We start from the raw sequence: 17,917 nt of genomic DNA, 5'->3' as shown, positions 1-17,917 counted from the left end.
ATGAACAACAAACCACTTGTTTACTTTTTGTGTACAGGAAACTCTTGCAGAAGCCAAATCGCCGATGGATTTTTAAAGGCACTTGGTAGTGATAAATATGAGGTGAGAAGTGCAGGATTAGAGGCACATGGCTTAAATCCTCGTGCTGTTCAAACGATGAAAGAAGCTGGAATCGATATTTCGGGTCATACATCCGATGTGATTGATCCTGAGATTTTAAAACAAGCAGACTACATCATCACACTTTGTGGTCATGCCAACGATAATTGTCCAGTTGTACGTAATGACAAAGCTGAAAGATGGCACTGGGGCTTCGATGATCCAGCCAAGGCGACAGGTACAGAGGAAGAAATCACAGCTACATTCGCTGAGGTCCGCGATTCAATTAAAGCTCGTATCGAGCAGTTCTTGAAAGAAGGTAAGTAAAATGGACCACGCCGAAAAGAAATACCATGCACTTATTGCTGATAAAGTTTTTATGGGCGGAGCTGCTGACGTAAAGGCAATGGTTCTGAACGAAGGTATTGAAGTCGTGGTGGATCTTCGGGAAGAAGCAACAGAATGCGCGTATCCAGCAGATCATGTGATGTGGGTAAAGGTGCCGCTTGATGACGATACGAAAGAACATGAAGCCGAGCTTTTTAAACAAGCCATTCATGAGGTTGTTGGAGCATATAATGTCGGCAAGAAGGTCGCCTTTCATTGTGGTGGAGGCAAGGGCAGAACGGGAACTGTTGCAGCTGGCACTCTGTTGGAGCTAGGGTTAGCCAATACAATAGAGGATGCTGAACTGAAGGCAAAAGGCATTAGAAGTATCATTAATATTAAGCCGCTGCAAAAGGAAATATTAAATAAAATATTCTGAAACAAGGCTTTTAATAGTTACGCTAACGAGAAACGTTTGCTCAATACAATCAAGAAAGCAGCCGATCAAATTGACCGGCTGTTTTTCTTCAACTAACGGGCAGTTATGTTTAATTATCTGTGTTAAAATGAAATAATTATGGCTGGATAGAAGAAAATGGGGGGATAAAGTGGACGAGAAACAGTTCTTGAAAACTATGTTTGAAACGGTTAAGTATGATGATTATAAGAATAAAGATGAGTTACTTGGGATATTAAGAAATTCTATGATCACTTACCTTAAAACAAGTGACTTTACCCGCAAATCTTATCAATATAAAGAGTATGTTGATTTAAGAGTACCCGTGCCTTTATTAAAGGTAGCACGAACTTACAAGAGCCAATTAGAAACAATAGCAGCTTTAGTATATATAGAAACGGCCGAATATGACTTTTACGGATTAAATATAAAACCAAAACCTGTTGATCTAGAGGAAGATGAAACAACAGAACATGATGTATTTTTTGATGAGATAAAAGAGACAATAATTCAAGGTATTAGAAATGCAAAATATTCGATATGGATTGCAGTAGCATGGTTTACTGATAATGAGATATTTGAAGAGTTATTACTAAGAAAAAACGCTGGGGTTAATATAAGAATAATCACATCAGATGAAGCTACCAACAAACACATAATGCACGAATTAGAAAGTAATTTTGAAGTGAAGAAGATTCCGTTAAAGGGCAAATATTTGTCAAATAGACTTCATGACAAGTTTTGTATAATTGATTTTGAGTTTGTGATGCATGGTTCATATAATTGGAGTAAAAATGCAAGAGAAAACGACGAAACCTTAGCAACTGCACTTGACAGAGACTTTGTAAAGAAATTTGCTGATGAATTTATGCGGTTGTATGTAGGAAATTAAATTTCAATATCTATCTTTAAAACTAACGTGAAACGTTAGCTTAGCAAGGAGCATTCTGTGGTTTAGTAGATTGCTCCTTTTTTGATATCAATTCTAAAGTTCTACCAAAAATCTTAGCTGAACCTGAAGATGATCGTACTAGTTCCATATATTGAAGACAACTAGATACCACTAGAACCGATACTAAAACTTTGGAAATGACTTAACAGTGCGCAGAATAATTGTAAGTTCATTGTAGTTATTAGATTTGGATAGAAAGATCATTTCAATATTTTTTCTCCATACCCAAACAGCAGTTGGGAGGAAAATAGCGAATAAGGCCAATGGGACAACTTTATCTATTTCAGTCCAAACAAGATTTTTAGTTACACTAGCATTCCAAAAAGGCAATATAAATGTTGCAAAAATGGCAATAGGAAGCCAGCGTTGTTTCCTTATAGAGTCTCCTTTATGTGAGTAATATTGGATTAGACTATCAATGTTAGTGTGGTTAAATCTATTGTTTCTCAAAAAGTAATAAACTTCATCACACCGTAAAGCAAAAAGAATTTCTTTATCATATGTAAATTTTGATTTTCCAATGAGGTACGATAGTTCCTTATATTCTGTCCGAATGTATTTTCGTGAAGATTGAATTGTGACTAAGTGAGATAAAAGAGTAATTGTACCTAGGCATAGTAAGAAGATTCCGTAAAAGTAACTAGGTGAGTAATCCCATACTAACAATAGAACAATGTAAAGTAGCAGTTGTACCATGAGTAACGAAAATGATAATACAAATACTACCTCAAATCTACGGGCGCGCTGATTAAAAAGTTTATTTTGTAGAGTTAGTTCCTCGAAACAAATTTTGTAGATCTGATGTTTTAATTTTTGATCAGATACAGAATGTCTATTCATTAAATCACTCCTCTATAAAGATTTTATCGGAGTGCTCCTTTGATTCATTTAATATAAGATGAAATGAGATATGTTCTCGGTATTGTGGTCTATGGATGGCTAATAGTAAGAAATAAATAAATTAAAAGGAGAAAAGGAAGTACAACTTTGCATTTGAGTTATACGCCTACACAAATTATGAATAGAAGTCGATAAATCAGATAGAATCAACTAATGTTACCCAGTAATCAGGTATAGCCCTCTTATATGGAGAGCTATACCTGTTGTGGAGTAAGTATAAGCGAATCATTAACTCATTTTTTATTTCGAGTGGTAGGGGGCTTCCTTGGATGACTATTCACAAAGTGAAGATAAAACATTGGAGATCCATCGGAGGAGATCCAGGAGTTGAACTTGATTTAGGGAGAATTACTGTGCTTTCAGGAGAGAATGATTCTGGAAAAACAGCAATTTTATTGGGGCTTTATGGAGCTATGAGAGCTCTTAGAACCAGTCATGATGAATTCTTAGAAGAGAACTTGCATCCTGCAGGTAGCAAACACCAAAAAAGTAACGGGGAAATTGCTGATCAAAGCTACACTTCTGTTTTAAGCACTCTTTCCACTGAGTTAAAAAGTCAAATAAAGAATCAGTTTAATCATAACGTAATCTGGAAGAAAAGAGACCCAGAGTTTCTGGAAATCTTGATGCTCTTGTTTGAAGAAAGTATAGAAATGCTATATGAAGTTATCAATTTTAAAGAAGATTTTTTTGGGACAGCAGGTCACTTTGTTTTTGATCCCTCTGTAAAAAATAGGTATAACCTCATACTAAAACAACATATGCTCACTACTGATGAAGTTGGAGATTTGTCAAATTTGTGTGATTTGCTCTTGATGAACATAAGTAAAGGAAAAGTGTTTAATCACGGCTGTTTCTTTATTTCGCCACATCGAAACTATATTCCACAGCATCAAGAAAAGGAATCATCAAAAGACGAATTTTATTTAGGATATAATGTTTCAGAACTTGTAGGGTTTGTTAAAAAGATTAAAACAGAGGAGATGATGCGGAAAGGGCTATACAACAGACTGTTGCGTTATGTGAAAGTGTTGTTCCCTGAGGTTATTTCAATATCAACCAATATTCCAGAAGGAATGGACCATCATGATGTTTTCATTGAGTGGAAAGTGAACGGAGTTTCGAAAACTCAACCTTTGACTCGTAGTGGATCTGGTGTAGTTAGTGCTGTATATTTAGCTGGACGCCTATTGTCTGGTTCAGATCATCAAACGATCGGTTTCATTGATGAGCCTGAGACTGGTATGCATCCCAAACTACAAGTACGGTTTCTAAAATTACTAAGAGAACTCTCCGAAGACTTTGAAATTCAATGGATTGTTTCAACGCATTCCCCATTTATTATGAAAAATCTAAAGGACAAAGATCGGTTATATCTTATTCAACATGATGGATCAGAAACTATTGCTAGAGCAATCGAGCCTAATGACAAATCGACTGTATTTCAAGCAATTGGCGCATATTTGCCAGATACAATTTCATCTAAAGGGTTTATTTTTGTAGAAGGAACAACGGAAAGTACATTGTTGCCCTTACTCTTGAAAAAGTGTGAAGTGGATATAGAACAAGAAGGACTCGTGATTATACCCATGGGTGGAGAAAATATATACAGTATTTCACCATCGGACCTGACTAAAATACATCCGAAAGCCATGGTTATTCTAGATAGTGATCTAGTCAAACCGTTAAGTTCAGGTGGGAACCTGACGAAGAAAAAAATCGAGTACCAACAAGAGTGTCATAAACATGGAGTAGAATGTTATATTTCAACGGATTATCGTACAATTGAAAACATGTATCCTGTGCATGCTTTGTTGAACGTTCTCAACTCATCTGAGGACGGAGTTGGGGATGATCCCTTTATGGACCTCTCACCTTGGATTACAAATAAAATCAACTTAGCCATAAAAATGGCGGAGGTCATAACCCCTGAGGAAGCATTGGACTTTCCGTTCGTTAAAGCGATTATGCAGTGGTGGGAAAGAGATCATTAGAAACGGAAAACTTTGTAATATAGCGTAGTAAGAAGGAAGGTGTCTAGTGAATTTTGAAATTACGGACGAAATGATGAATTTCATCAGAGCATGGGATTCATGTGTTGCAATGGATGCAACGGGTGCTAAATTTGAGTATATTTTTATCCCCACTAGCCTTGGGCTGGTGACGCAAGTCAGATGTGATGTATGTAAAAGAGTACTGGATTTATCGGATAATCTTTAACGTCCATAAAACAAAAAGCACTTTTGGAATGTTGTATCGTACAAATTCCAAAAGTGCTTTTTTTAATGTAGGACGTATTACATTTCTTTCAATAGGAGGGCATCTTTAATTAAACGATGAACCACTTCAAGTTCTTTACTGGATAAAGATAATAAGGTGGTATCGATCTTCTCCAACAGATCTGTTTTAGATTTATTCATCGCATCTCGCTTCTCATCCTCAAGTAATTGAGACGGTACAATACCGAGTGAAATTGCAATTTTATCCAGAGTCTCTATCGTAATATTGACTTCCCCGCGTTCAATTCTCCCTAAGTAAGACTGATCTATTCGAAGTTGTTCTCCTAATTCTTCTTGAGTTAGCTTTCTCGCTTTTCGGTATAAGCGGATTCTTTTTCCGACTCTTAAATATATATTGGACATTCATGCCACCTCTATATAAGAGTAGGTAAGATATGACCTGGAATGAAGAATATTTAACTACTTAATTCCAATTGTAATTAGGAGTTAAATATCCTAAAATGAGATTAGCATATGATTATAAGGAGAATACAACTATGAGCCAACAACAAGTAATTGAGAATGTGCTGCAATCTAAAATGCGTGGAAAGGTGACCTACTTAGGCAATGTATCCGCGGCTTCAGTGTTACAAATGACATATGTAAAACCATATGATCATCCATCAGGCAAAGGTTATCAACGCCCAGTAGATAGTAAACGATGTAATGATTTTGCATCCTATCTCTCCAAAGGAGATGATGCGCTCTTTACTCCAATTATATTAAATGGTGAATCGCATTGGGAGTTTGTCGCTTATGACAAAACAAGACCACATGTCGGAAGATTGCTTTGTAAAGACAGAGCCTCTTTAATGGATGGTCAGCATCGTGTGGGTGGGATTAAACGATATACGCAGGACACCAATTCAGAAATCGTTGTTCCCTTTTTGGCCTTTCATTATTTAGATGAGGATGAAGAAATCATCTTGTTTGACGTCATTAACTCCAAAGCTAAAGGAATTGGCACTTCACTGAGTAAATATCTACACCGTAATTCGGACGAATTGAGTTGGATTTCTACCCAGCTCATTACTCGTGGAGATAGTCCATTCCATTTTATTGGTACAGTGACGGGAAAGCGAAGTGTGGGCCGGCATGTCACTCTTCAGAATTTGTACAAAGTGATTGAATTGTTGACAAAGGCTGAACCAGTCTCGAATTTAAGTAAAGATGAAAAGCTGAATCTAAGCCTCATCTATTTTAACTACATCAAAGAGCAATTCAATATGGAGTGGCTCAACTATAAAGAATACCGTATCACTCACATTGTTTGTCTTCATGCACTAGCGATTACAGGATCTGAGATTCTGAAGGAATTTGTTACGAAGCAAAAAGGAAAAGCAGACTATTCTTTTATAGAGAAAAGCGTCCGGAAAATGAAGAATACCGTATGGGCTGCAGAAGGTCCTTTAAAGTATTTGAAAGGAATCAGTGGTTCTCGAATTCTCGCACAAGATTTAATTGCTGACATATTCGTCAAAAAGTAATTAAGGTTGGGGGAACTGAAATGTATCTGATACGCTTGAAGCCCTATTCAGACGAATCACTTTCTAGTTTTTTGAGTCGATTGGCTTACGCGAATGGGGTATCCTTAATCCCGTTACTTAAAGATGCATCTAGTCCAGATTATACGTTACGTACAGACAGGATCTATCTCATTGATCAATATCCCAGCCTTATTTTGAATATCAGTTATCTATCTAAACGGACTGAGCTAGATAAGGAGGAGATCTATACATTAACCTTCTATTATGCAATATCTAAATTTGTGCATAGTAAAAAGGAATCTCATTCACGGATATTGAGAGGATTAATTCGAAAAGAGTTTTGTTATTGTCCTCATTGTCTCGATGAGGCGAACTATTTACGTTTGCAATGGGGAATTGTGGGACTGGATATATGCCTAAAACATCAATGTTATTTGAGGCATACTTGTCTAAAGTGCCACTCCTCGCTTCCATGGAGTACGCTCCTGGCTGGGAACTGTTGTCCACTATGTGGCATCTTTTTAGGGACGTTACCCAGGAATAAAGAGCAGGTCGTGATCAATATTCCTGAGCAACAATGGTTAGAACGTCAATGGGGGTACCTCTTGCAATGTAGTGATGCATCTTATTCTCCAGAGAATGTAGCCCAAAAAATAATGCACGTCATTCATCAACAATCTCCTCATCTCTCTCTGCGTGATGCTTGTAATCAATTGAAAATGGATTATCAAGAATTATTACAACAAATTCGTGGAACTCACACGAGAAAACGAAGTGTCCATATCTCGACATTGTTAAATTTCCTCTCTCAAACTACTACAGATATTTCATCATTCCTATCCAATGAACTACCACTACATTGGTCAAACTATATAGAATCCAAAGATGTAATTGCAATTGACCAGGGGGCTACTTGTATAGCTCCTTGGTGTATCTTTGACCCATGTAAAGATCAATTATGTGATACCGGAACATCGTATAAAAAACTGAAGAATAACCGAGTAAGACGAAAGTATTCATTTTGTCCACAATGCGGATGTATTTACTATTTTGATGAACAAGGGCAGCAAAAAGAAAAGGATGGATATATTGAAGCGTTTAACACGTTTCAGGAAGAGTGGAGACAGCTGACACCTGAACATTGGAGGGGGTCTCTCAAACATATCGCTTTTTTTAGGACTAGAATTATTTCAACCGTTGACTCGTTCGTTGATCAAACATTGCTGAACCGATTCCAACAAGCGGTGCTAGAGCATATGACTTTAAACCATATCAAGTCGTGGTCATGCTGGAAGTCGGAAAGTCACTATCTGATGTATAGATACCATATTACCATTCTAAGATTAAAACATAACCTGAAAAAGTCTCTGGGCCCTCGATTGAACTTCACTCTTAAACGTAAAGAATTAAAGGATGCCGTTGAACAAATAAAAATGCGAAATGAAAGCATTACACTACAGAATCTAGCATCACGTATTCATATTTCAGTTGCAACGCTAAGATCCTGGAAAGAAGGGTACGATCTGTACCTTGAAGCTAAGCGGAAGCAGGTCTCTGAAGTACATCAAGCAAGAACCTCTGAACTATATATCCAGATCAAGAGGTTACTCTCTGATCATCAAGGCAAAACACTAATGATAAAGGAAGTATATGCGCATTTAAATGTAAGGCAATCATATTTAATAAAAATATCACCTGATGTGACATTTTTTATATCCGAGGCTGTTCGAGTCCATAATAATCAATCATATCATTGTGGAAATGAGAAATAGGGAGGACGGAAGATGTTCAATCGACCCGTTCGAAAGATTAAGCCGAAAACTAAAGGGTACCGTGGTAAAGAGCCATTTTTAAAAACAGGTGAGATGATCCCGTGGGAAAGTTTTTTGGAGAGGGATTATATTAGACTCGCTGATTATGATTTAGATGTGCAATTGATCTTTGCTCAAAATATAAAAATCACGTACATGTACGATGGGGAAATTAGAGAACATTACCCAGACTTTAAGATCATTACGTATGATAATCAGGTGTTTGTTGTTGAAGTGAAACCAAACCGATTTGTATTTGAAAAAAATAATCCCATAAAGTATCTAGCTGGCCGAGCCTACTGTGAAGAAAGGGACTGGACGTATATCACCATTACAGAAGATGACATTCGCCCAGGATATTTGCAGCCTAATTTATCTTTGTTACGTGGTTTGGGAACGGAAGATATACCTCCACATGTACTAGACTTCGTTTTGTCTCAATTAGAGAAGGTAAACATAACTACAATTGCTGAACTCCGAGTGCTTTGTGAAGAGTTAACTGAGGAACAGTATTACAGTGCGATTTATCAGTTGATTTATTTTCAAGAAGTTCATAGTGACTTAATCTCTAACCCGATCACGGATCTTTCCCAAATCGAATATAAGGAGTGACAAATGTGTTTATTACACTAGATTGTGGCACTCAATTTAAGATAGGTAACACGGAGTTTGAAATCAAGTCGATTGTAGATGATAAAACGTTTGAAGTATTTAACAAAAACTATCGTATGACAGAACGAATTACCCTAAAGGAACTTCATGAGTCCTTTTATACAGACGATGAGACGAAGAAACTGAGATTTTACGTTGAGGATGATTCCGATGAAACAGCTAAATGGGATATGGAAAATCATACGCCCCTTGAGAAGCTGGACATGGATCGAAAGTACGCTATCATTCAACCAATTATTGAAGGACGTGTCCAGAATGTTAAGGAGTACGTTGATAACTATCCGACTGCCTTATTACCTTCTTCTCAAACTAAACTATATAGATCGACAGTTTATCGTTGGATCAAGAAATATAGCCGACAAGAAAATAAACTATCGCTGCTTCCAGCTGCAATGGGTCCTAAAGGTCGCCATATTGATACCGAAAATATGGGGTTCTTACGAGATTTTATTGAAGAGTTAGATAAAAAGGCTGAAATACAGACTACTAGAGATAAGTGGCTTTTGTACGGAAAGGAAGTTAAGCGCCACAATACTTTTCGCGAAGAAAAACAACAACTATCCATACTTTCCGAATCCACGTTTCGCAGGCTATATAAGGAAATGCATGATCCTCGACCTAGACAAATTCAAATTATGGGTATTGCGCATGCCGACTTAGCTCAGAACGGTGTCCGTAGTTCGTTCATAGCGGAACGGCCTCTTCAATATGTAGAACTGGATTGGACTCCGCTTGACTACATTATTGTTAACTTTGATACAGATGAGACATACCGGCCTATTGTGATGTACGCCGTTGATAAATATACAGATATGCCCTTAGGCTATATTGTTATTTTCAAAGAACAACCCAGTGCAGGAGATTGGAAACAACTTTTACTTCAAATTATGACACCGAAAACGAATATAAAAGAATTATATCCTCGAGTCCAAAAGGAGTGGTCAGGGTACGGAAAACCACAAACGATTATTATGGACAATGCCTCTGTAAATGATTGTGAGGAAGTTAGTGAAGTTTGTGGGGCCATCGGAATCGGGTTGCTATTTAACGAAAAAGCATCAGGTCATCAGAAGGGCACTGTTGAAAATGCGCTTGGGAAAATAAATCGCGTTTTTCATGCCTACAGAGGGACCACTTTCTCCAATTTCCAAGAAAAGGGTCATTATAATTCAAAGAAAAAAGCATGTGTAGACATCAATAAGCTGCATGAAATGATTCATATAGTGATCGTAGATTTAGTTGCTAACAAATATAATCGTGGCGTAGGTGGTATACCAGAGGATTTGTGGAATGAGGCGCTTAAAGACTCTAAAATCCGACGTCAACTACCACAACAGAAAGAGTACATTGAATTGTTGTTTGCTTCAAGTTCAACCTATCGGATTATAGGGCCAAAAGGAATTGAACTTCAGGGTCAGTTTTATAATAGTGAACCATTAAACGAACTTCGATTAATGATTCAAAACACAGGAGGTAATAAGAAAGTTCGTGTACGATACGGAATGGACATGAGACATATTTATGTATACGACGAGAAAAATAAACGATATGTTCTAGCCTATTTAAAATTGAACTCCAGGTTAATGAGGCACCATGTTGATTTCAATTATCCGATACATGAAGAACATCTTGCACAGTTGTGTTATATGAACAATCGGGACGCAAACGAGTTCCTTCAAAATCAAGAACATGTTACAGATGCACTAACCTCACTTGAGGCCATTGTCCAAGAAGGAAATCAGGAATACAAGCAGACGAAGCGTAAAAGAAGAAGAGAAGACGTAGAGAGCTCCAAGGAATTCAGTGCTATATTTGGCGTGGGGAACAAGGCCGATTCTATCCCTCATGATGCAAACGTAGTTCTAGTGAATCAAGAAGAAGCGGATCAGATAGCGGAACACCCGTCAAATGTATTGGCTCAAATTACAGAGGATATATCTGCTGCCAAGATCATAGAAGAGGAAGCACTGGATAAGGTTGATTTTGAGCAAATAAATGCTTCATGGACAATAGAAAGGAAGTTAAGATAATGGCTGAATATAAACGTCTTGGTGGAATACCGGCGACGAGACAAGATATAAAATGGAGAAAAGAACATGTCAAAAGTATGATCATTCATTATCCCCAGTACAATGAAACTCTCGAACTTTTGGAAGATATCATATATCATGCTGAGGGAAGTGTGAATCCGGATCAGCTTTTCATCTATGGGCCAACGGGTGTGGGCAAAAGCACAGTTACAAGAGAATTTACGGATCGTTACCCCATCGAACAAGTCAATGATTCTCAAAAAAAATATAAAAGAATTCCTGTTCTTCATATGAAAGTCCCCCCTAAAGCTACACCGAAATCGTTAGCATCAAAGATTTTGCACAAAATTGGCGATCCGTTTTACAGTCAAGGAACAGAGATTCAACTAACTAGTCGAATACATCATTTTATAGAAGAACTCGAAATAAAGATGATTATCTTGGATGAGTTTCAGCATTTAATTGATTCAGATACAGAACATGTACTCGCAACAGCAGCCAATTGGGTTAAAACTTTCTCTGAAGAGAGTGGAATCCCTATTGTTTTATGTGGGATGCCCAGTTCCATTCATATTTTCGAAAAGGAAGAACAATTAGATCGAAGATATGCTTCAAAATTAGCTATAGAGCCGTTCCACTATACGACTCCAGAGGAACAACTCCTATTTCGGGCATTTCTAAACAAAATTGAAAGTGGCTTACCCTTTCCAGATCGATCTCATCTGTCGGATGTACGGATTGCAGATAAACTGTATTATATTTCACTCGGCGTTCCGTTTTATATTATGAAGTTGCTTGAACTGGGAACTGAGATTGCTCTGAAAGATGGAGAAGATAAGATTACCGAAGTTCATTTTCAAGAAGCACTAAGCCGACTCAAACAAGTTTCACGTCCATTCCGTACTAATCCATTTAATATCAAGCAATTCAATTTAGAAGAAGAGTTATCACAAGAAAAAAAACGTTGGGTTAAAGAACACGAACCTGTAGAGGGTAAACGCAAACGGAGAAAATAACGTATACCAAATCAAAGTTATCCACTCCAAGTGCAAAGGAGTCCTTATAATGTTACTTATACAACCTAATCCATATGTGAATGAAAGTTTACGAGGGTATATTCATCGCTGTGCTCAGCTTAATGGCTATATGGAAACGGTGTGGCTATACAAATCGATGTATTGGATGATACATAACAAAACCATTAATCTTCATTTCCCAACAGAAACAGTTGATTGGAATTTGCCAGGTCAAATGTTAGGACAGGAGGAGCGTGTCCTGCGTAACATGATCTTAGGATATCGGATGTCCCCTAACTACGCACGCCTAGAAGATAAGGTTAAGGTACAATTAAAGCAGTTTGGTTCAAGCGCGCATCGGCCTAAAATTTGCCCAATATGTATAAGTGAAGAACCCTATCATCGCCTAGAGTGGGAAATGTCTTTAGTGGTATCTTGCCCTAAGCATGGATGCCTCTTAATTGATGAGTGCCAGGCTTGTGGTAAAGCATTAAATGTTTTGAAAATAGATTTATATACGTGTCAATGTGGCTTTCAATACGAAAAATCCAAACTACTCTGTAAAGATGGAGCCCTGTCCTCTTACTTAGTACGGCGGTTGTTAAATCCGATTGAAAATAACCCGCAATCTAACTTTTTCTTGGATAAATTGACTTTTGAACAGATGTACTACTTATTGCTTTTTAGTGTGAGGTGGGTGAAGTCAGAAGGGAAGATGCATAGTGATACTTCTCAACGTATTTATGCTGGTAATCAGTATGAGAACGGTGAAAAAGCTTTTGAGTCTTTCCAAAACTGGCCAAATAACTTTTATTCCCTTATTGATGAAGTTCGGATGCGAAAACAAAAGAACTACGCTAAAAATTCTATTAAAGAGAAGTTCATTGATCCTATAACAGATATACATGGATATGAAGTTTTTGAGCAAGCTATTCACTATTATACTGAATGTTATTTAAAAGTTGGATTCTCAGCTCGATTTACAGCTCGTAAACGAGTTGTTCGAAAGCACGTCGATATAGGGGAGGTGAATCGGATAGAGGTGGCTGAGATATTAAATGTCTATCCGAATCAGATCCCAGTGATGGTAGCTAAAGGTATTCTCCAAAATGATACCCAAGCTTTAGTGAGAAAATCCGATAGTTGCAAGTATATATTTGAGAAACATGAGGCTTATAAGTTGCTCAACAATCTACGAAGTAAAAGTATTGTTTCTGAACGAACAGGTTTGTTAACCTTTAGAGAAGCACTCTATAAAGCCTATCAGTTTAAGTGTGATCTACCTAGCTTCCTACTTTTGATCCTGCAGGATAAAATACAACCCTATGAAAGACGTGACTCTTCTACATTAAAAGGTCTGGATATTCTATTTTTTGACTATGAGAATGTACAGAAACAATTAAATGGGGCATATATACGCATAGAAGACATTGCATTGGATCTACAGATTAAGAAACAAGGTGTGTATCATTGGATTTACCGGGGATTACTCGGTGAAAGTGAGCTTGAAGAATCCAAAGTAAAACTTATTGCTATTCAAGAATATAACAAGTTTAAGGAAGAATATATCCTAGCGATTCACATTGTGCGAGCTCCTGATAATCCGTTTAAATCGAGTGAAAAATTACTAAGAACATTGAAATCTATAGGCATTGTGCCGGTTAATGAGAACAAGCATAGTGATGAGTTGTATGTTCTCCGTAGAACTGCGGAGTTAAATTCCTTCCTCCAGAGTATCAGGCTTAATGAAATGGAATAGCATGAATTGATTACCTCGTGCTAATCTAGCTATTAGTCTACCAAGAACGAAAAAGTAGGTAACCAGCGAATGGTTACCTACTTCTGTATTATTTGAAAGAGTAGGGCTACAACCAAGAATTCCAAGAGTTACTAGAATCCTTTTTCTTTCATTCTTCATCTTTTTTACGCTGCTCATCTAACCAGTTGTTCATTTCAATATTAACTACACTGCCGTGGTATAAATCGTCTAAATATTTGTGAGTGAGCATTTTTTGGTTATCCGCATTAAGATTATTAAAAAAAACAGATGTCACTACAATAGGGGACGATATTTCTTTACTGGCTTTAGAACACATCTTAGAAGCTTTATTTACAGCTTCACCCATATAAACGACATCATTTATTGTTGATCCACTATATCCAGCTTTAATCATAAGGACCCTTCCATAGGAAGCACCAATCCCGGCTTTTATCGTGGAATATCCCTTTTTTTCTAATTTGTAATTCAAAACATCAATAAGACTTTTTAGTCTGGCAATAGTTGAGAATACCCCATCTATCTGGTACTTATACTGAGATTCGAAAATGGCTGATACACAATCTCCAACAATATTAATTTCTTTACAGTTAATTTCCCCATTTATAATTGCAACAGCTTCGCTTATGTAGCTTCTATATATTTTTGCTAATACCTTAGATTGATGCCTCTCAGGTAATTTGGAAGAGTCCCTTAGATCAATGAACAAAGAACTACAATTAACGTAGTATCCGTTAGTGTAAGTAAGTTGATCACGTGAGGGGATCGTATCTTTCTCCTCAAAAGAACTTGTAGAATTTAGAATGTCATCGAGACGTTCACGGCTTTTTTCAAAGTTAAATGCTTTATAATTAGATTCCATAAAGTCACTCCTTGAATGATAAGTTATTGTATAATTAATTCTAACATAACTAAATGAAAATAATACTATATATTGTTAAGTGGGAGACTGGAGATCTATATATGGAAGATGAGCATGAAAAAAAAGCACTAATTGGTGGGATCTTAGAGCGTACTTCTTTTTGGATTGGGAACGTGGACGCCAAGGCATCCTTTCTGTTAAGTATTACAGGAGTTATTCTAGGTTTTGTTCTATCCAATGAATCTATAGAGAAAACAGTAGACTACCTGTACTATCACTTCGATTACAAGGAGACTCAATCCTTAATAGGACTTGTCCACATTTTAATTTTTTTTCTTGCTATTGTATGTATTACCTTGGCGCTCTGGGCTTTCCTCAACACACTTCGAGGAAAGGTGGATCAAAAGAAGATTAGACAACGGGGCCTGGAAAAAAAATCTCTGCTGTTTTGGGGAGGGATTGCGGATAGAAAATACAAAGAATATGTGGATGATTTAAATGAAGTGAAGGTGGAACAGCTAAGGAATGATATGAACACACAAATTTATGTAAACTCCTTTATTACCACTACGAAATTTAGAGTGTATAACCATGGAATAACATTATTGAAGTTGGGATTAGTCTTTCTGGTGATTTATAAGTTTATTTCCTTCATTCCGATCGTGAAACCATAATATATGCAATGACGACTTTAGAGCTCGTTGTCATGTTCCGAAGAGAGAGGACTTGCTATGTACAGCTTTTGTGGTGATATGTTAAATAAAACACAGTACTAGCACTAATGCATAAATATACAAAAGTGGATTAGCAGATAGTCTCACTAATTGTGAAAATACAGCACAGGTTAGATACGTATTCTAAAATGTGTCTCATTGATTATGAAAATACACAGAAAGAAAAGGCCTTACAATAGGCCTTTTCTCTAAAACTGTCTCACTAATTATGACAGCACACAAAAAAAAATGATGTGAAGAACTACTATGTTCACAGCATAAATACAAATGAAAAGCCCTTGTTTGACAACGGGCTTTTCTTCATGCATTTAAATCCATCTCGCAACAATGACTACAAAACCGCAGTTTTCGGATGAATTGTCCGTATTTCCGGTTCTAGCGGCTACGCGGTACCGATTGCAGAAGTAGGAGTTGTCGCGCATTGAAACAATGATGGATACTCCCGTGAACAAAGAGTTTCACGTTCCAGTGATTTCGTAATAACTGGGTGTGAAAAGGTCAAGATATCATACACATACGTTCTTGGCCATACTTATTGTACAAGTGATACTCATCGTTGAAATGTCGGGCTATGCAGTGGTCGAGGACGTCTCCTCACTTTTGAATCGAGTTAAACAGGAAATTTGTAGGTTCTTCTAATAAATTTTCAAAGTACAAACAAATTATTATGATATAATAATTTTTGGGACCATTTCCCACTTTTGTTCGTAGAATCTAAGTATGTCTATTCTATTAAAATGGATAGGCAAAGTAATTCACCAAAGGAGAATACATAATATGAAGAATTGGAAACGAATGCTCTTATCCCTTACAATCTCGTTAGGCCTGCTTGGAACTGCCGTTCCGGCAATGGCTGCTTCGCAGGAGACTTCGGTCAAGGTCAACGATCAGGCTGTGAAATATGCCACAGGAGCACCTATCTTAGATAAAGGCACAACACTTGTTCCATTGCGCACGACGTTGGATGCTATGGATGTAAAGCTGACCACTGCTAAAGATGATACGATCACAGCTGTGGTGGATGGCAAAACGATTACACTTAAAAGCAAGTTAACACGCATTGATGGTGTAACGTATGCGCCAATCCGCATTGTTGGTGATGGAGCAGGTTATGAAGTCCGCTGGGATGCTACAACGCGTACAGTACTATTGGTATCTAAAGGTGGAGCATCCGAAACTGCTCAAACTGGTGGACGTGGCTTCATGTGGGAAGTTGAAAGCAATGGGAATACGATCTATCTGGTAGGTTCAATGCATATTGCTGATGAAAGCTTCTACCCGCTTCGTCCGGAGTTTGAAGAGGCATTTGCTGAAGCGGATTATCTTGGCGTAGAGATTGATATTAGTAATGCAGCCGATGAAGCCACGCAAAAATTGATCCTGGATCTAAGTATGTATCAGGATGGAACTACACTGAAAGACCATATTTCCAGTGAGACGTATACCAGTCTGGGCGAGCTTTTGAAGAAAAGTGGTTTAGAGCCGAAAGCTTTTGATGCATTTAAGCCTTGGGCGGTACAAAGTGCGCTTGTAACATTGCAATCTACGACGTCTGGATATGAAATGTCATCCGGCGTGGATATGTATTTCATACAGAAAGCTATTGAGCGGAAATTGCCAGTCATTGGGCTAGAATCCTATGAGTCTCAACTCGGTATGTTTAATGACTTTTCTAAAGAGTTGCAAGAAGAAATGTTAAAAGGAACAATAGATAACTTTGACGTACTAGATAGCAGTGTGAATGAAACGGCGGAGATGTGGAAAACGGGTAATGACGAGCAACTGCTTGAACTGACAAACAGCTTCTCCACTAACGCGGAATATAACAAAGCAATGCTGGTTGATCGTAATATCGGTATGGCAGATAAAATCGATGGCTACCTGAAAAACGGCAAAGGCGAGGAATATTTCATTGTTGTTGGCGCGGCACACTACTTGGGCGATCAAGGCATCGTGAAACTGCTTGAGGATAAAGGATATAAAGTAGAACGTAAATAAATATAGATTACTTTAGAAGGTAACCCTTTTGTCTCGATTATGAGAGTTGAGAGGGTTATCTTCTATATATAGAAGAAAGACAGATTAAGTAGAGATGATTAAGCTAAAGGATACTACAATTAAAACTAAGATATCATCCTAGATTTAAGGTCTTTGATGAAGTTAAAATGTGGATATAATATTTTTAATAATTAACTCTTTACAAGTGCTTGTTCTGCGTGGTATATTATTTATCCGGCCAAGAAAACACAGTTTACACGGTGCGGCAAGCGAATGAAATAAGCTTCGAAAGAAACTTAAAAAAAGAGCTTGCAAAGTTGGTTCGGACATGATAATATATAAGAGTTGCTGAAGAGAACGATGTTCGGTAGCGAAACAAGTTTGATCTTTGAAAACTGAACAACGAGTGAGTGAACATTCTGCTTGCAGAATGAACGCGAAAGTTTGAGACAAGCCTTGGCTTGAATCGACTGGAGCACAAATGAGATTTTTAATCTCGTCAGATTCAAAATGAGC

15 protein-coding genes and 2 pseudogenes are annotated in these 17,917 nt (G+C 37.4%); 14 read left to right on the top strand and 3 right to left on the bottom strand.

Translation table 11 applies throughout. The features are described from left to right. The 5 genes from arsC (at position 1) to HF638_RS13790 (ending at position 4,955) form a co-directional block, all read left to right on the top strand. Complete coding sequence (gene arsC / locus HF638_RS13810) at positions 1–426, top strand: arsenate reductase (thioredoxin) (RefSeq protein ID WP_211175650.1); 426 nt, start codon at positions 1–3, stop codon at positions 424–426. Between the two features lies 1 nt (position 427). Then, positions 428–865, top strand: coding sequence for a protein-tyrosine phosphatase family protein (locus tag HF638_RS13805; RefSeq protein ID WP_169480722.1), 438 nt, complete (start codon positions 428–430; stop codon positions 863–865). A gap of 169 nt (positions 866–1,034) precedes the next feature. After that, complete coding sequence (locus HF638_RS13800; protein ID WP_169480721.1) at positions 1,035–1,775, top strand: phospholipase D-like domain-containing protein; 741 nt, start codon at positions 1,035–1,037, stop codon at positions 1,773–1,775. 1,229 nt (positions 1,776–3,004) lie between these two features. Further along, a complete protein-coding gene (locus HF638_RS13795) occupies positions 3,005–4,729 on the top strand; it encodes an AAA family ATPase (RefSeq protein ID WP_169480720.1) in 1,725 nt (574 codons plus the stop codon). A 46-nt stretch (positions 4,730–4,775) separates the two neighbouring features. Next, entirely contained in the window at positions 4,776–4,955 is a 180-nt protein-coding gene (locus HF638_RS13790; RefSeq protein ID WP_169480719.1) for a hypothetical protein, read from the top strand. A gap of 77 nt (positions 4,956–5,032) precedes the next feature. Here the strand turns inward: HF638_RS13790 and HF638_RS13785 are convergent, their stop codons facing one another. Beyond that, complete coding sequence (locus tag HF638_RS13785; protein WP_169480718.1) at positions 5,033–5,377, bottom strand: helix-turn-helix domain-containing protein; 345 nt, start codon at positions 5,375–5,377, stop codon at positions 5,033–5,035. A 134-nt stretch (positions 5,378–5,511) separates the two neighbouring features. On the opposite strand from HF638_RS13785, the gene HF638_RS13780 reads away from it, so the two are divergent. The 7 genes and pseudogenes from HF638_RS13780 to HF638_RS13755 all read left to right on the top strand — a co-directional run bounded on the left by HF638_RS13780 (position 5,512) and on the right by HF638_RS13755 (position 13,789). Beyond that, positions 5,512–6,501 carry a DGQHR domain-containing protein gene (locus tag HF638_RS13780; protein ID WP_169480717.1) on the top strand — a complete coding sequence of 330 codons (990 nt, stop codon included), beginning with the start codon at positions 5,512–5,514 and terminating at the stop codon, positions 6,499–6,501. Between the two features lie 20 nt (positions 6,502–6,521). Further along, positions 6,522–6,926 (top strand): annotated as a pseudogene (locus HF638_RS29020) (TniQ family protein); the annotation flags it as partial. Between the two features lie 129 nt (positions 6,927–7,055). After that, a complete protein-coding gene (locus HF638_RS13775) occupies positions 7,056–8,273 on the top strand; it encodes a hypothetical protein (protein ID WP_248278140.1) in 1,218 nt (405 codons plus the stop codon). Between the two features lie 12 nt (positions 8,274–8,285). After that, a complete protein-coding gene (locus HF638_RS13770) occupies positions 8,286–8,924 on the top strand; it encodes a TnsA endonuclease N-terminal domain-containing protein (protein ID WP_169480715.1) in 639 nt (212 codons plus the stop codon). A 5-nt stretch (positions 8,925–8,929) separates the two neighbouring features. After that, on the top strand, positions 8,930–11,014 hold the full coding sequence (locus tag HF638_RS28900) for a Mu transposase C-terminal domain-containing protein (RefSeq protein ID WP_169480714.1): 2,085 nt from the start codon (positions 8,930–8,932) through the stop codon (positions 11,012–11,014). After that, positions 11,014–12,030 (top strand): TniB family NTP-binding protein, encoded by a 1,017-nt coding sequence (locus HF638_RS13760; protein WP_169480713.1) that lies wholly within the window; start codon positions 11,014–11,016, stop codon positions 12,028–12,030. The genes HF638_RS28900 and HF638_RS13760 overlap by 1 nt, the downstream gene beginning before the upstream one ends. Before the next feature lie 49 nt (positions 12,031–12,079). Continuing rightward, positions 12,080–13,789, top strand: coding sequence for a TniQ family protein (locus HF638_RS13755; protein WP_169480712.1), 1,710 nt, complete (start codon positions 12,080–12,082; stop codon positions 13,787–13,789). 148 nt (positions 13,790–13,937) lie between these two features. On the opposite strand, the gene HF638_RS13750 is transcribed toward HF638_RS13755, so the two are convergent. Beyond that, the gene (locus tag HF638_RS13750; RefSeq protein ID WP_169480711.1) at positions 13,938–14,669 is read right to left on the bottom strand and encodes an adenylate/guanylate cyclase domain-containing protein; all 732 of its coding nucleotides are present in this window, start codon (positions 14,667–14,669) and stop codon (positions 13,938–13,940) included. A 101-nt stretch (positions 14,670–14,770) separates the two neighbouring features. Between HF638_RS13750 and HF638_RS13745 the strand changes: the two genes are divergently transcribed. Further along, entirely contained in the window at positions 14,771–15,343 is a 573-nt protein-coding gene (locus HF638_RS13745) for a Pycsar system effector family protein (protein WP_169480710.1), read from the top strand. 368 nt (positions 15,344–15,711) lie between these two features. On the opposite strand, the pseudogene HF638_RS29015 reads toward HF638_RS13745, so the two are convergent. Further along, a pseudogene (locus HF638_RS29015) lies at positions 15,712–15,828 on the bottom strand (formylglycine-generating enzyme family protein); the annotation flags it as partial. Between the two features lie 352 nt (positions 15,829–16,180). On the opposite strand from HF638_RS29015, the gene HF638_RS13740 reads away from it, so the two are divergent. After that, entirely contained in the window at positions 16,181–17,401 is a 1,221-nt protein-coding gene (locus HF638_RS13740) for a TraB/GumN family protein (protein WP_169480709.1), read from the top strand. Positions 17,402–17,917: the final 516 nt, after the last annotated feature.

Origin of the sequence: Paenibacillus sp. SZ31 (genome assembly GCF_012912005.1) — a bacterium.
Taxonomy (GTDB): domain Bacteria; phylum Bacillota; class Bacilli; order Paenibacillales; family Paenibacillaceae; genus Paenibacillus.
The sequence above is the reverse complement of the archived record's forward strand: the minus strand, read 5'-3'. Positions and strand labels throughout refer to the sequence as shown.

Excerpts from the sequence above, each read along its gene's own strand:
- arsC (WP_211175650.1), top strand. The coding sequence starts at position 1 with ATGAACAACAAACCACTTGTTTACTTTTTGTGTACAGGAAACTCTTGC.
- HF638_RS13805 (WP_169480722.1), top strand. The coding sequence starts at position 428 with ATGGACCACGCCGAAAAGAAATACCATGCACTTATTGCTGATAAAGTT.
- HF638_RS13795 (WP_169480720.1), top strand. The coding sequence starts at position 3,005 with ATGACTATTCACAAAGTGAAGATAAAACATTGGAGATCCATCGGAGGA.
- HF638_RS13785 (WP_169480718.1), bottom strand. The coding sequence starts at position 5,377 with ATGTCCAATATATATTTAAGAGTCGGAAAAAGAATCCGCTTATACCGA.
- HF638_RS13780 (WP_169480717.1), top strand. The coding sequence starts at position 5,512 with ATGAGCCAACAACAAGTAATTGAGAATGTGCTGCAATCTAAAATGCGT.
- HF638_RS13770 (WP_169480715.1), top strand. The coding sequence starts at position 8,286 with ATGTTCAATCGACCCGTTCGAAAGATTAAGCCGAAAACTAAAGGGTAC.
- HF638_RS13760 (WP_169480713.1), top strand. The coding sequence starts at position 11,014 with ATGGCTGAATATAAACGTCTTGGTGGAATACCGGCGACGAGACAAGAT.
- HF638_RS13755 (WP_169480712.1), top strand. The coding sequence starts at position 12,080 with ATGTTACTTATACAACCTAATCCATATGTGAATGAAAGTTTACGAGGG.
- HF638_RS13750 (WP_169480711.1), bottom strand. The coding sequence starts at position 14,669 with ATGGAATCTAATTATAAAGCATTTAACTTTGAAAAAAGCCGTGAACGT.
- HF638_RS13745 (WP_169480710.1), top strand. The coding sequence starts at position 14,771 with ATGGAAGATGAGCATGAAAAAAAAGCACTAATTGGTGGGATCTTAGAG.
- HF638_RS13740 (WP_169480709.1), top strand. The coding sequence starts at position 16,181 with ATGAAGAATTGGAAACGAATGCTCTTATCCCTTACAATCTCGTTAGGC.